At 62.3% G+C, this 13,391-nt stretch carries 13 protein-coding genes and 1 other RNA gene; 5 read left to right on the top strand and 9 right to left on the bottom strand.

The features are described 5' to 3' along the window. Positions 1-9 precede the first annotated feature (9 nt). Entirely contained in the window at positions 10-174 is a 165-nt protein-coding gene (locus AC07TV_RS01090) for a hypothetical protein (RefSeq protein ID WP_494646545.1), read from the top strand. Between the two features lie 2 nt (positions 175-176). Here AC07TV_RS01090 and AC07TV_RS01085 read toward each other — a convergent pair whose 3' ends face one another. Genes AC07TV_RS01085 through AC07TV_RS01060 form a run of 6 tightly spaced genes read right to left on the bottom strand, consistent with a single transcriptional unit; the run spans position 177 to position 6,089 of the window. Then, positions 177-641 carry a TlpA family protein disulfide reductase gene (locus AC07TV_RS01085; RefSeq protein ID WP_494646544.1) on the bottom strand — a complete coding sequence of 155 codons (465 nt, stop codon included), beginning with the start codon at positions 639-641 and terminating at the stop codon, positions 177-179. After that, complete coding sequence (locus tag AC07TV_RS01080; protein WP_494646543.1) at positions 638-1,834, bottom strand: exo-alpha-sialidase; 1,197 nt, start codon at positions 1,832-1,834, stop codon at positions 638-640. The genes AC07TV_RS01085 and AC07TV_RS01080 overlap by 4 nt, the downstream gene beginning before the upstream one ends. Positions 1,835-1,849: 15 nt before the next feature. Continuing rightward, positions 1,850-4,270 carry a TonB-dependent receptor gene (locus AC07TV_RS01075; protein WP_494646542.1) on the bottom strand — a complete coding sequence of 807 codons (2,421 nt, stop codon included), beginning with the start codon at positions 4,268-4,270 and terminating at the stop codon, positions 1,850-1,852. A 38-nt stretch (positions 4,271-4,308) separates the two neighbouring features. Then, positions 4,309-4,719 carry an ExbD/TolR family protein gene (locus AC07TV_RS01070; protein ID WP_494646541.1) on the bottom strand — a complete coding sequence of 137 codons (411 nt, stop codon included), beginning with the start codon at positions 4,717-4,719 and terminating at the stop codon, positions 4,309-4,311. 2 nt (positions 4,720-4,721) lie between these two features. Then, entirely contained in the window at positions 4,722-5,456 is a 735-nt protein-coding gene (locus AC07TV_RS01065; RefSeq protein WP_494646540.1) for a MotA/TolQ/ExbB proton channel family protein, read from the bottom strand. Between the two features lie 12 nt (positions 5,457-5,468). Further along, positions 5,469-6,089, bottom strand: coding sequence for an energy transducer TonB (locus AC07TV_RS01060; RefSeq protein ID WP_494646539.1), 621 nt, complete (start codon positions 6,087-6,089; stop codon positions 5,469-5,471). Between the two features lie 172 nt (positions 6,090-6,261). Between AC07TV_RS01060 and AC07TV_RS01055 the strand changes: the two genes are divergently transcribed. Next, complete coding sequence (locus AC07TV_RS01055) at positions 6,262-6,942, top strand: energy transducer TonB (protein WP_494646538.1); 681 nt, start codon at positions 6,262-6,264, stop codon at positions 6,940-6,942. Positions 6,943-6,958: 16 nt separating this feature from the next. On the opposite strand, the gene ssrA is transcribed toward AC07TV_RS01055, so the two are convergent. The 3 genes from ssrA to AC07TV_RS01040 all read right to left on the bottom strand — a co-directional run bounded on the left by ssrA (position 6,959) and on the right by AC07TV_RS01040 (position 8,429). After that, positions 6,959-7,290: a transfer-messenger RNA gene (gene ssrA / locus AC07TV_RS01050) on the bottom strand. Between the two features lie 12 nt (positions 7,291-7,302). After that, entirely contained in the window at positions 7,303-7,830 is a 528-nt protein-coding gene (locus AC07TV_RS01045) for a hypothetical protein (protein ID WP_494646537.1), read from the bottom strand. 5 nt (positions 7,831-7,835) lie between these two features. Further along, positions 7,836-8,429 carry a riboflavin synthase gene (locus AC07TV_RS01040; RefSeq protein WP_494646536.1) on the bottom strand — a complete coding sequence of 198 codons (594 nt, stop codon included), beginning with the start codon at positions 8,427-8,429 and terminating at the stop codon, positions 7,836-7,838. 125 nt (positions 8,430-8,554) lie between these two features. On the opposite strand from AC07TV_RS01040, the gene AC07TV_RS01035 reads away from it, so the two are divergent. From AC07TV_RS01035 to AC07TV_RS01025, 3 genes are all read left to right on the top strand, one after another. Next, positions 8,555-9,694, top strand: a complete 1,140-nt coding sequence (locus AC07TV_RS01035; protein WP_494646535.1) for an ABC transporter substrate-binding protein — start codon at positions 8,555-8,557, stop codon at positions 9,692-9,694. Between the two features lie 86 nt (positions 9,695-9,780). After that, the gene (locus AC07TV_RS01030) at positions 9,781-12,630 is read left to right on the top strand and encodes an ABC transporter permease subunit (RefSeq protein ID WP_494646534.1); all 2,850 of its coding nucleotides are present in this window, start codon (positions 9,781-9,783) and stop codon (positions 12,628-12,630) included. After that, positions 12,627-13,388: an ABC transporter ATP-binding protein gene (locus AC07TV_RS01025; protein ID WP_494646533.1), complete on the top strand. Its 762-nt coding sequence runs from the start codon at positions 12,627-12,629 to the stop codon at positions 13,386-13,388. The genes AC07TV_RS01030 and AC07TV_RS01025 overlap by 4 nt, the downstream gene beginning before the upstream one ends. The last annotated feature ends 3 nt before the right edge of the window (positions 13,389-13,391 follow it).

Here is a 13,391-nt window from a genome sequence, read left to right as displayed (position 1 = left end):
GGTCAGGTCGTGCTGCCGACGCGGCAGGATATTGCCGACATCACCGACCTGCGCTTCGAAACCATCTCGCGCATCATCAAGACGCTGGAACGGACCAAAGTCCTGCTGCCGATCAAGGTCGAAGGCGTACACGCCACACGCAGTTTCCGGGTTGATCTGGCGGTGGTGGCCTAAGTTCAGAAGCGCAGGCCGGTCGCCTTTTCAACGGCGGCTGTCGAGACGACTCCGGCGATAACTGCCTTGCCGCCGCGCCCGTCGAACAGGAAAGTCCGCGGCAATTCGCCGCCCCATTTCGGGTCGATGGCATAGGCAATGGCTTCCGGGTTGTCGGAGCCGTAGGCATAGCTTGGCCCGCTCAGCGCGTATGGCTTGAGCATCAACCCGAGCTCGGCGCTTTCGGGCTCGGCGGCGACCGTGATGAGGCGCAGCTTCTTGTTGCTTTTGGCCAGGCTGGACAACAATTTCAGGTTCTGTTTGCAGTAATTGCAGTCGGACGACCACAGGGCGACGATGGTCGCTTGCTGATGGCTTTCAGGGTTGAGCAATTTCCTGGCCGCCAGACGATCAAGCGGCGTGAATTCGGCAGCGGCCAGGGGCCCGGCGGCGAGCAGGAAAATCAGGGCGGATAGTCGACGAATCATGGCAATGGAAATAAACGGAAGCCTTCTTTTTCGGTGCGCCAGAAGGTAAAGAGTTTGTCTTTGCGCCGAATGACCCGCGCCTGATCGGAGGCGCCGTCGGTGCTGGCGAGGGCGATATCGGTGAAGCTGTGGCCGCCGTCGCTGGAAATCATGGCGCGCAACTGCGTCCGCTCGCCGTCGAATTCCTTCCAGGCAATCGCCAGCTTGCCGCCGGCCGCAGCCATATCGGCATGCGCCGCCCGCGGGCCGCCAACCGTACGCTGGCCGTCGACTTCATTTTTGCCCGAAATTTCCGGTCGACCGTAGAAGACGCGTCCTTCGCCGTCCTTCTGGTTGAACCACACGGCGTGGAGAATTCCCTTCTCATCGACGACCAGCGACGGGCCGTGGTGCGGGCAGCCATCGACCTTCCAGCGATCGAAAGTGGCGCGCTGAACGCTCTCCGCCGTGCCGTCCGGCTTCAGGCGGGTAATCGCGTGGTCGCGCTCGTTCGGCGCATAAACGTGGCGCCACATGAAAAGCGGCGCACCGTCGCGGTCGATGGCGCTGGTCACCCGGCAGCATTCGCAGGAGTGGTCGGCCAGCTTGTATTCGGGCTGGAAACTGCGCCCGCCATCGGTCGATAGCGCGGCGTAAAGAGCCGCCCCGCGGTAAGGCGTCTTGTCGGCCTTGGCCGATTCGAGATCGCGCTTGTCGATCCAGGCCAGGATGACCCGGTTGTCAGGCAAGGCGAGCATCGACTCGAAGCGATGCGTGATGATCGCCGTGTCCTGATGCACGGTCAGTGGCGGCGCAAAACGTTGACCATCATCCGAACGCGCCAGGCGGACCGATCCGGTATTCGCTTTGGGAAAGGGATGCGTCCATGACACGAGCAACCCGCCATCGGCCGCGAAGGCGATTTTCGGGCGGTTCTCGCCATCGGCCGAAATCGCCTCCGGCTGGGCGTTGACCGCAACCGGCGCCGACCACGTATGGCCCTCGTCGGCACTGCGGTAAATCATCACGTGCTCGCCTTGCTTGGCCGCCACGAGCAGGCTGCCATCCGGGGCGAAGATGGCCGATGAGCCGAGTTCCGGCCGGGCGCCCTTGGCCATGCCGGGCATGCCATCGGCGGCAAAGCCGAGCGTGGCGAACAGGCCAAGACCGAGGATCAAGGAGCGGGCCAGCGCGTGACCAGCAAATGTTTTCATGTCAGCTCGCATGGATTACAGATCGAACTTGATGCCGGCAAATATGGTTCGTTGCGAGTAAGGATACAGCGTGTAGTACTTGACGTTGGTGATGTTGTCGATGCCCACCGAGGCCGACCATTGCTTGTCAATTCGGTAGAGCAGCTTGGCGTCAAAGACACTGAAACTGCTGCGCCCGCCATAGACGTTCGGGTTGGGATCGGGATAGGCCCCGGTTGTCGCATTGGCCAGCCCGCTGTGCTGGCGACCGCTGTAGCGCCAGCCGAGGCTGTACGAGAGGGCATCCGAAGCGTGATAGACGGCGAGCAGCGAGGCGCGCCAGTCGGGGATGAGCGGCAGTTCGGTGTTCTCCAGCCCCGGGTTGGCGCGGTCTTCGGCAATCCGCGAATGAATGTAGGCGATGCTGCCCGACAAATCGAGGCCGTCGATCAGCAGGTCGCGCGACTGCAACGAGGTCTCGATGCCGTAGCTGCGCACCCGGTCAATATTTTGCACACTACTGATGACGAAGCCCGGCAAGGTGGTGATATCCGTTTGAGAAACCAGCGCATTGCGCTTTTCCTCACCGAACAATGAGGTGCGCCACACGCCGTTGGGCAGGAAGCGTTCGAGGGCAAATTCCCAGGACTCGGCGGTCTCCGGCTTGAGATTCGGGTTATTGGTCAGGGCAACGTTGTACGGTGCCGTGAAGGCGGCAATTTCGGCCGGCGTCGGGTTGCCGCCGCCGGTCGTCTTGATGCCGACATTCTTGAACAGTTCATTGACCGTCGGGAAGCGCACGCCACGGCCGTAGGAACCGCGCAGCGACCAGTCATCGGAGAGCAGCCAGGTAAGTGACGCTTTGGGCGAGAAAGCCCGAACCGTCTTGTCCTGATAAGTGACGTTGTTGCTGTTAGCGTAATTGCTGCCTTCCGAAGCCGTCCATTTTTCGGCTCGGCCGCCGACCACCAGCTTCCAGTTCGGCGACATCTGCCAGGCATCCTGCAGATAGATGGCATCGGTCGAGGTCACGCCACGCGAATTGGTGTTGAGGGTGCCGGCTGCGCTGTTCAGCCAGTTGCCGGCGCCCAGCGTATATTGGTCCGACTTGGTCGTGTAGCTGTCGGTATGGAAGCCGAAGCTGACCTGATGCTCGCTCTGCAGATTGCCGCCAGGCCGCCATTCGCCGCGCAAATCAAGATTCTGCCAGCCGGTGCCGTCCAGGATGGTGATCGTCCCGGCCGTCGCTGAGGTACTCGGTGTCGTACCGAAGTTGCCCGACGAAGCGCGGGTCACGTCCTTGTTCTGGTCAAAGATGCTGGCCGTCAGCTCCCAGTCCCAGGTGCCGCCGGTCTGCGATTTGACCGACAGGCCGTGCATGAAATACTCGGCTTCGGAATGACTGACGCTCGGTGCGGTGACGGAATAGTCCAGGCCGTTGATCCGCAGGTAGCGGTAGACACCTGCTGCCGAAGTCGAGCCATAGATCGTGTTGCCGGCCGCATCCCGCAAATAGCTGTCCACCAGCTTGTCGGAGGTGTTTTGCCAGACATTGAAGGTGTAGGTGGCACGCACGCTGGGCGAGAAATCGTAGGCCACCTTGAGTGTGCCGTCGTTCTTGACCGTGTGATCGGCGCTGACCGCCGCCGTATTGACCCGGACAGCGTTGGCAATATTGCGGTCGACATGGGCGCCGGTGACCTCAGTGTATTGCCCAACTGCGGCAGGCGTCGCCTTGGCCGTCGCCGCCGTGAAATCGGTCGGATGGCTGTGGTTATCGAGACGATCGGCGCTCAGCCAGAATGACCAGTCGCCGACCTTGTTGCCCACCGTTGCCGCCGCATGGCCGCCGGTAAAGTTGTCGTCGGTGCCGTAGAGCTTGAAACGCTCGTTGAAGACATCGAGCTGGGCGTGGGCTTCCAGTTTGCTCGGCATGTGGGTCGTCATGAGCACCACGCCACCCACCGAATTCCCCGGATAGAGGGCCGAGAACGGACCGTACATGACATCGACCCGGTCGATGGCGTGCTGCGACACCACTCCCCAGCGCGGGCCGGGGCAGCAACTGTTGCTGAGGAAATTGGAGAGCAGCAGGCCGTCGGCGTAAACAATGGTTTCGGCGCTCGAATTGACGCCGTACATGCGCATGGCCAGGCCGCCGTTGACGTCGCCGATGAAGCGCTCGCGGACGTGGACGCTCGGCACGTATTGCAGGGCGCCGGCCGAGGACACCGAGTTGACGCTTTCGGCGATCTGCTTGGCCGTCACGCTCTCGGTGGTCGATGGCACATTGGCTGGCACTGCCGGCTTGTCGCTTTTGATGACCATTTCGCCGAGTTGTTTGTCGCTCTCCGGCTCGGCCGCTTGGGCGGCTGGCAGTTGCGAAAAGGCGGCGACGACTGCCAGGAAAATACCGTTGAATCTGAACGTCCGGTGACCCAATTTCGAAACCCCCATAAATTAGCCCGCTAGCGGGCGTTGAAACACCGCGGCGTCTAGCGCGCCGACTCGGTCAGAAAGGCAATTTTCACTATGCTGGTGCGCTGGGCAGCGGCCATGACGTCGGCCACCTTTTCGTAAGCCACCTTGCGGTCAGCCCGCAGGTGCAGCTCCGGCTGACGGGCGCTGGCCGCGGCAAAACGGGCGTCGAGCGCATCACGGTGGATGGCTTCGCCATTCCAGAAGACCTTGCCGTCGACATCGATGGCGAGCTGAATCACTTCCGGCTTGTCGTCGAGCTTGGTGGCGTTAACTTGTGGCAGATCGATCGGCACTGCCTGATGAAAGAGCGGCGCAGTGATGATGAAAATGACCAGCAGCACGAGCATCACGTCGACCAGCGGCGTCGTGTTGATTTCGGCCATCGGCTGGGTGACGCCCGCCTCGTCGAAGCTTCCGAAGGCCATGATCAGGCCTGCCGGCTGGCGCGGGCGGCGCCGATGTCGACCAGATTGACATTGCCGCCGACGCGTACGCCGGTCGTCAGGTAGGCATGCAGGTCATGGGCAAAGCCATCAAGCTGGACGGCGACCAGGCGGTTGGCCCGGGTGAAGGCGTTGTAGGCGAGCACGGCGGGAATCGCAACAAAGAGGCCGGCTGCCGTCATGATCAGCGCCTCGCCGACCGGGCCGGCCACCTTGTCGAGGACCACCTGCGTCGCGCCGGAGAGACCGACCAGCGCGTGGTAGATGCCCCAGACCGTGCCGAACAGGCCGATGAAAGGGGCGGTCGAACCGACCGAAGCGAGAAAGGTCAGGCCCCGTTCGATCCTTGCCTGAGTATGGACGATGTGCGAGCGCATCGAACGCGTCACGAATTCGCTGGCATTGACCCCGGCACCGATGCCGCGCGCGGCGTTCTGCTGGTGGGCCTGGGCGGAATGGGCGCCGGTCAGCGCCAGACCGGCGAAGATACCGGACGGATCGTCACGACGCAGGGTTTCAAGGGCCTCGGGCAGCGAATTTGCGTCCCAGAATGCAGCCAGTGCCCGCTCCTGCGAGCGCGAGGCGCGCCAGGCCGACATCAGCCGGCTCAGAATCACCGACCACGAAGCCAGCGACAACGCGGCAAGGATAAGGGCAGTGATGTGGGTAACCAGATCGCCCTGGCTCCAGAAGTGGGCGATGCCCATTTGCTCGTGCATGTTTTTCCTTTTTTACTCAAGTGCGAAGGTGATCGGCACGATCACCGAAGAATCAACTGCTTCATCGCCCCGCCGGGCCGGTACAAAACGCCAGCGTGTGACGGCGTCGACTGCCGCCGCATCGAGTCGCGGGAAGCCGCTGGATTTCGAAATGGCCACATCGAGCGCGGCACCTTGCCCACTGACGCGTACCTTCAGCAAAACCTTGCCTTCTTCGTTCATGCGCCGGGAAAGCGCCGGATAAACCGGCTTCGGGTTGTGCAGATAATCGGCATCGAAACGGGCAGCGACCACAGCCGCCGGGGCTGGTGCCGGCGGAACAACGACCGGCTGAGGTGGTGGGACCGGTGGCTGTGGCGCGACGGTAAAGCTGCTCGTCGCCGTCGGACTGGCCACGGCGAGGACCGGCTGCGGCAGGGGCACCGGTTGCTTGCGCACTTGCGGCTTGGGCGGAGGTGGCAATGGCCTGGCTGGCTCCGGCTTCTCTTCGATCATCGGCAGCAAGCGCACACTGATGCTCTGTGGCAACTGAATCAATTCATTTTTGACCGAGACGTACAACATGGCGTAGGCCAGCATGACGTGCAGCAACACGACCATCGTCGCATTCGCCAAGTGTTCGCCACGGGACAAGGGCTTTTCCTGGCAGTCGAGTGGAGGCAAAACAACCGCAGTCACAGGAGGCGCTTGATCCATATCAAAAAACGTTGAAAAACAAAAACTTAACAAGGCACGGATTGTATGCATTCAGGTCATCGTTGCCGATGCGGCAAATTGTCACAGGGGCCACGGATATAATCGGAGGATGTCTGCCGGCCCCCGTCTCCCCCAGCCGAAATCTCCAGAGTGGCTGCATAGCGGTCGCTATTTGCTGATCGCGCTGGCGTTGCACGTACTTGTTTTGCTCTATCCGCTGACGCTGAGCGTCGACCAACTTGAAGTGATGCCGCCCGCCCCGGTTCAGGTCCAGTTGACCGAGAGTGTTTCGGCGGCTCAGGCCGTGCCGCCGGCGCCACCGGAAAAGGTCGCGGCGCCCAAACCCGCCCCGCGGGAAAAGCCAGCCCGGACAGCACCCCCGGTCATCGCCTTGGCTGCCGAACAGGCCAGCGCTCCACCGGCCTTTTCAGTTCCTGCCCCGGTTGCCGCCCCACCCGTTTCACAACCGGCCACCACACACATAACCGCGTCAGCCCAGCCCGTAGTAACCCCTGCCCGCTTCAACGCCGCTTACCTGAACAATCCGGAGCCAAAATACCCTTCGCTTTCGCGGCGACTGGGAGAGGAGGGCAAGGTGCTGCTCAAGGTTCGGGTCATGCCGGACGGTCGGGCTGCTACGGTCGACATCGAAAAAAGCAGTAATTTCGACAGGCTGGACGAGGCGGCACGGCAAGGCGTAGCAAATTGGCGCTTCGTGCCGGCCAAACGGGGCGACGAGGCAATCGAGGCAACGGTCCTCGTGCCCATCGTCTTCCGGCTCGACAACTAAAAACAAAAGCCGGACGTGACGACGGGGACCGAAGTCCCCGCCGGCTGTCTTGAGTAACAAGGCTTCAGCGGCCCCGGCTAACCGTTTTTAGGCGGCAATAGCGAATTGCTCATCATTGGCAATTATGGATTTGCTTCATTAACGTCGATCGCCTGACGAGTTGCCTGCGCACCTTTGCCCGCCCTGTCGAAGCCAGTACACCCCCAACCAAAAACACTCAGCGGAATGCTCTTGGGTGGAGGTGAGGGGAATCGAACCCCTGTCCAGAACGCCTCCAGATTGCCGGAATTACAACCATGCTTCGAATTATGGGGGCGGGGTGGGGGTTTTTCAAGCGAGGATTTGCCACGGCGGACAAATTCAGTGACTGCACCAACTACGGTGGTCATCGTCGCCGAAACTACCGCGCAGACTTTCCGGCGAGGCCAGGGTCGAGCGCACCCGCCGCGAGGTTCCGTCAAACAACACGTCGAAACGGGCCGGTTCGTTCCAGTCGTCGCAATAACGCCACTCCCAGACCAGTTCGTCACGCGCCTCGTAATAAACGGTCCATGCGGCCACGGATGGCCCCAGGATGCGGACCACCTCGTCGGTCGTCATGCCCGCCCGAATGCGGGCAAAGTGCCGGGTATCGAGCACGTTTTCCTGACTCAGCACGGTGCCCCGGGCGTCAATACGGACAAAAAAGGTGTGATAACCCATCGAGCCACGCGGATAGACCAGCGTCTCGCCGCCATCGGTTTCGCGCCAGCGCACGGCCGGCGGCCCCATGACGCGTTCCATGTCCTCGACCCGCGCGGCGCCGGCTGGCAACCCGAAGCCGCCGTAGGCGGCGCAAGCGCCAAGCAGGGCGGCAAGCAGCGCAACGACCGCCAACCGGTAGGGCATGGCGCCTACTCGCGCTCGGCAGCCAGCAAACGCTCGCAGTAGCGGGCGATCAGGTCCACTTCCAGATTGACCTTACTGCCCGGCTTGAGGCGATTCAGCGTGGTGTTTTCCAGCGTGTGGGGAATCAGGTTGATCGTGAAATCGGTGCCCTTGACCTCGTTGGTCGTCAGGCTTGTGCCGTCGACGACGATCGATCCCTTGCGCGCGATGAACTTGGCGATTTCCTTCGGGGCGCGGATTTCGAGCAGACGGTTGTCGCCGACCGGGTCGAAACGCAGCACTTCACCCACACCGTCAACGTGGCCGGAGACCAGATGGCCGCCGATCACGTCGTTGAGGCGCAGCGCCTTTTCCAGATTGACCGGGCCGGGCGCATCGAGGCCGACGGTGCACGACAGGGTTTCCGGCGAAACATCGACGGCAAAGGTATTGCCCTCGCGGGCCACCACGGTCAGGCAAACGCCGTTGTGGGCAATCGAATCGCCGAGCGAAACATCGTCGAGTTTGAGGCCGCCGCCATCGACATGCAGACGGTAGCCGACCTCGCGCGGGGTGAGGTGCGTAATGCGGCCAACCGCCGCGATGATTCCAGAGAACATGGCTGATCCTGCTGTGCGCAAAAAACGGACTTTATCACGCCCTCTTGACCAGTCGGCTTGCGTGAAAGCCCTTTTGGCAATAGGTTTTTACCTTTGCAAAACGGATTCACGTTAGGGAGACAAAAATGAAGAAAACACTGATCGGCACACTGCTTTCTACGCTGGCCGCGACGGTGCTGGCCGACATCAACATCGGCGTAACGCTGTCGGCTACCGGCCCGGCTGCCTCCCTCGGCATTCCCGAAAAGAACACCATCGACCTGCTGCCGAAGACCATCGCCGGCCAGAAGGTCAATTACATCGTCCTCGACGATGCGTCCGACACGACGACAGCGGTCAAGAACGCCAGGAAGCTGATCAGCGAAAGCAACGTCGACCTCATCATCGGCTCAACGACGACACCGAATTCGCTGGCCATGATCGACGTTGCCGCCGAAGCGGAAACCCCGATGATCGCCATGGCAGCCTCGGCGCGCATCGTCGAACCGATGGATGCCAAGCGCAAATGGGTATTCAAGACGCCGCAGAACGATACCCAGATGACGACCGCCATCATTGAGCACATGACCAACAACAACGTGAAGACCGTTGCCTACATCGGCTTTTCTGATGCCTACGGCGAAGGCTGGTGGAAAGAGTTTTCGAAGCTGGCCGAGGTGCGCAAGGTCAAGGTCGTCGCCAACGAGCGCTTCAATCGCACCGACACCTCGGTCACCGGGCAGGTTCTCAAGGCTATGTCAGCCAGGCCCGACGCCATCCTGATCGGTGCAGCCGGCACCCCGGCTGCGCTGCCGCAGAAGTCGCTCAAGGAAAAAGGCTACAAGGGCACCATTTATCAGACGCACGGCGTTGCCAACAACGACTTTCTGCGTGTTTGCGGCAAGGATTGTGAAGGCACCGTACTGGCCACTGGCCCGGTACTCGTTGCCGACCAGCTACCGACCGACAATCCGGTCAAGAAATCAGCCACCGAATATGTCGGCAAATACGAAGCGGTACACGGCAAGGGGAGCATCAACGCTTTCGGCGGCTACGCGTGGGATGCCGGTATCCTGCTCGCCAATGCCGCGCCCGTCGCGTTGAAGAAAGCCAAGCCGGGCACCGGGGAGTTCCGCGCCGCCCTGCGCGACGCGCTGGAAGCCACTAAAAACCTTCCCGGCGCCCACGGGGTCTTCAACATGAGCAGCAGCGACCACCTTGGTTTCGACCAGCGCGCCCGTGTCATGGTGCGCATCGAAAAAAATACTTGGAAGCTGATCAAGTAATTTGCCGTGCCCGCCTCGGCGGGCGCCGTCTTGTACTCCCGCTGGCACGGGAGTGACTTTTAAATCCCTCCCGCAAGCAAGGTCGCATGGACCTCCAGATTCTCCTTTTTCTCGGCCAGGATGGCATCACCAACGGCGCCATCTACGCCCTGCTCGCCCTTGCGCTGGTGCTCGTCTTTGCCGTCACCCGCGTCATTTTCATTCCGCAGGGCGAATTCGTCGCATTCGGCGCTCTGACGCTGGCTTCCCTGCAGGCCGGGCAGATTCCCGGCACGGTCTGGCTACTGCTCGGGCTGGGCGTCACGGTAGCCGTCCTCGACAGCGTCCATCTGATGCGCGAAAAGCGCTACGCCCGATTGCCGCCGGTGCTCATCATCAACGTCGGCATTCCGCTGCTTTTCGCCGGCGCCCTGTTCGCCATGCCGCCGACCCAACTTCCGCTGTGGGCGCAGGTCGTCGTGTCGATGATGCTCGTCGTCCCCCTCGGGCCAATGATCTACCGCGTCGCCTTCCAGCCGCTGGCCAGTGCGCCGGTGCTCGTTCTGCTCATCGTATCGGTCGCCGTGCATCTGGCCCTGATCGGCCTCGGCCTGCTCTTTTTCGGCGCCGAAGGCTGGCGCACGCCGGCCTTTACCGACCTCAGTTTCGAGTTGGCCGGCGCTCCGCTGCAAGGCCAAACCATCCTCGTCGTCGTCGCCTCGGCCCTGCTCATCATCGGCCTCTATTTCTTCTTCGAGCGGACCATTTACGGCAAGGCGCTGCGCGCCACCGCGATGAACCGGACCGGGGCACGCCTCATGGGCATTCCACCGATCCTCGCCGGCAAGCTGTGCTTCACGCTGGCCGCCGCCATCGGCGCCTTCTCGGGCATCCTGATCGCGCCGATCACGACCATCTACTACGACTCCGGCTTCCTGATCGGCCTCAAGGGCTTCGTCGGCGCCATCATCGGCGGCCTGGTTTCCTACCCGCTCGCCGCGCTCGGTGCCATCCTGGTCGGCCTGCTTGAATCGTATTCATCGTTCTACGCCAGCGCCTTCAAGGAAGTCATCGTCTTCACGCTGATCATCCCGGTGCTGCTCTGGCGTTCGCTGACAGCACGTCATGTCGAGGACGATGATGAACATACCGACGAGGTAAATCCCGACTCCCGACCCGAACGGGCCAACCGGCGTTGGCTGCGCCATTTGCCTTTCGCTGTCTTCATCGGCCTGCTGCTTGTCGCGCCGCGTCTCCTGCCCGAGTTTTCGATCACCCTGCTCAACTACATCGGCCTTTACGCCATCGTTGCTGTCGGGCTTGTCCTGCTTACCGGCGTCGGCGGCCTGACTTCGTTCGGGCAGGCAGCTTTCGTCGGCCTCGGCGCCTACACGACGGCCTTCCTGACCACCACCTACGGGCTGTCACCCTGGCTCACGCTGTTCATCGGACTGGCCATCACCGCCGCCGTCGCGCTCTTCCTCGGCTTTATCACGCTGCGCATGGGTGGCCACTACCTGCCGCTCGGCACTATTGCCTGGGGCATCAGCCTGTATTTCCTGTTCGGCAACGTCGAATTCCTCGGCGGCCACACTGGCATAACGAGCATCCCCGCCGTATCGCTGTTCGGTTGGGAACTGAAGTCCGGCAACCAGTTTTACTACCTGATCTGGTTCGTCGTGCTGCTCGCCATCGTCGCCATCCGCAATCTGCTCGACTCGCGCCAGGGCCGGGCGATTCGCGCCCTGCGCGGCGGTGTCGTGATGGCCGAAGCAATGGGCGTCAATACCCAGCGCACCAAGATAGTCATCTTCCTGATCGCCGCGCTGCTGGCCAGCACCTCGGGCTGGCTCTATGCCCACCTGCAGCGCTTCGTCAATCCGACGCCGTTCTCGCTGACCCAGGGCATCGAATATCTGTTCATGGTCGTCGTCGGTGGCATGGGGCATGTCTGGGGCGCCGTGCTCGGTGCCGGCCTGATCACCGTCCTCAAGCAGTGGCTGCAGGACTGGCTACCGCAGATTCTCGGCCAGAGCGGCAATTTTGAAATCATCGTCTTCGGCATCGCCATGGTCATCGTGCTGCAAAAAGCGCGCGTCGGCTTGTGGCCGGTCATTGTCAAACTGCTGCCTACCCGTCCGCAGCAGCGCACCATTGCCGCGGCCGAAACTCTGCCCAAGCGCCCGTCGACCGCAGCCGGCGGCCTGCTGCTCGACGCCAGCGAGGTGACCAAGCGTTTTGGCGGCCTGGTCGCCAACAACAACATGGAGCTGACCGTGAAGGCCGGTGAGGTGATGGCGCTGATCGGCCCGAACGGCGCCGGCAAGAGCACGATGTTCAACTGCATTTCTGCGGTCGACCCGGCCAGCGAGGGAAAAATCGCCTTCCTCGGCGAATCGACCGTTGAACTGGCTGCCCGCGAAATCGCCCGGCGCGGCATGAGCCGCACTTTCCAGCACGTTCGCCTGCTCGGCCAGATGTCGGTCATCGAAAACGTCGCCATCGGCGCCCATCTGCGCGGTAGCAAGGGCGTCATCGCGGCCGCGCTGCGCCTCGACCGCGCTGAGGAAAACCGCCTGCTGGCCGAGGCGGCGCGTCAGATCGAACGCGTCGGCCTCTCCGAACACATGTTCGACCCGGCCGGCAGTCTGGCGCTTGGCCAGCAGCGGATTGTTGAAATCGCCCGCGCCCTGGCCTCGGACCCCTGCCTGCTGCTCCTCGACGAACCGGCCGCCGGCCTGCGCTACAAGGAAAAACAGGCGCTGGCCGAACTGCTTCGCAAGTTGCGCGCCGAAGGCATGGGCATCCTGCTCGTCGAACATGACATGGACTTCGTCATGGGTTTGGCCGACCGCGTCGTGGTCATGGAGTTCGGCGAGAAGATCGCCGAAGGTCTGCCCGAGGAGGTCCAGCAAAATCCGAAGGTGCTCGAAGCCTATCTCGGCGGAGTGGAATGATGACCAAACACGCCCACCTGCACGACCACGAGGTCATTCTCGACGTCAAAAACCTGCGCGTCGCCTACGGCAAGGTCGAAGCGCTGCACGAGGTCAGCCTGACCATCCGGCGCGGTGAGATCGTCACCGTTATCGGCCCCAACGGCGCCGGCAAGACGACGCTGCTCTCGGCCCTGATGGGCCTGCTGCCTTCGAAGGGCGAGATCATTTACATGGGCCAGGCCCAATGGCCGGAACGCTCGGTTGAGCACCTCGTCCGCCACGGCATGACACTCGTCCCGGAAAAACGCGAGCTGTTCGCCGAAATGAGCGTCGAGGACAACCTGCTGCTCGGCGCTTTCGATCGCTACCGCACTGGCCACCGCGACCAGATGGAAACGATGGATGAAGTTTTCGAGCTCTTCCCGCGCCTTGAGGAACGCCGCGCCCAGTTGGCCGGCACGCTATCCGGCGGCGAACGCCAGATGCTGGCCATGGGCCGCGCCCTGATGGCCCGGCCCAAGTTGCTCATGCTCGACGAACCCAGCCTCGGACTGGCTCCGCTGATCATCAAGGAAATTTTCCGCATCATCGCCGCGCTCAAGCAGACCGGCGTCGCCATCCTGCTGGTCGAGCAGAACGCCCGCGCCGCCCTGCAGGTTTCCGACTACGGCTATGTGCTGGAAACCGGCGAGGTGTCGCTGGCCGGGCCAAGCGCCGAACTGGCCGCCGACCCACGGGTGATCGAGGCCTACCTCGGCCTCGGTCACAAGATTTAAGGC

Source organism: Azonexus sp. GW821-FHT04F04, from assembly GCF_059420025.1.
This window is presented reverse-complemented; position numbering and strand designations above follow the sequence as displayed.

Excerpts from the sequence above, each read along its gene's own strand:
- AC07TV_RS01085 (WP_494646544.1), bottom strand. The coding sequence starts at position 641 with ATGATTCGTCGACTATCCGCCCTGATTTTCCTGCTCGCCGCCGGGCCC.
- AC07TV_RS01055 (WP_494646538.1), top strand. The coding sequence starts at position 6,262 with ATGTCTGCCGGCCCCCGTCTCCCCCAGCCGAAATCTCCAGAGTGGCTG.
- AC07TV_RS01070 (WP_494646541.1), bottom strand. The coding sequence starts at position 4,719 with ATGGCCTTCGGAAGCTTCGACGAGGCGGGCGTCACCCAGCCGATGGCC.
- AC07TV_RS01035 (WP_494646535.1), top strand. The coding sequence starts at position 8,555 with ATGAAGAAAACACTGATCGGCACACTGCTTTCTACGCTGGCCGCGACG.
- AC07TV_RS01045 (WP_494646537.1), bottom strand. The coding sequence starts at position 7,830 with ATGCCCTACCGGTTGGCGGTCGTTGCGCTGCTTGCCGCCCTGCTTGGC.
- AC07TV_RS01040 (WP_494646536.1), bottom strand. The coding sequence starts at position 8,429 with ATGTTCTCTGGAATCATCGCGGCGGTTGGCCGCATTACGCACCTCACC.
- AC07TV_RS01025 (WP_494646533.1), top strand. The coding sequence starts at position 12,627 with ATGATGACCAAACACGCCCACCTGCACGACCACGAGGTCATTCTCGAC.
- AC07TV_RS01075 (WP_494646542.1), bottom strand. The coding sequence starts at position 4,270 with ATGGGGGTTTCGAAATTGGGTCACCGGACGTTCAGATTCAACGGTATT.
- AC07TV_RS01080 (WP_494646543.1), bottom strand. The coding sequence starts at position 1,834 with ATGAAAACATTTGCTGGTCACGCGCTGGCCCGCTCCTTGATCCTCGGT.
- AC07TV_RS01030 (WP_494646534.1), top strand. The coding sequence starts at position 9,781 with ATGGACCTCCAGATTCTCCTTTTTCTCGGCCAGGATGGCATCACCAAC.
- AC07TV_RS01065 (WP_494646540.1), bottom strand. The coding sequence starts at position 5,456 with ATGCACGAGCAAATGGGCATCGCCCACTTCTGGAGCCAGGGCGATCTG.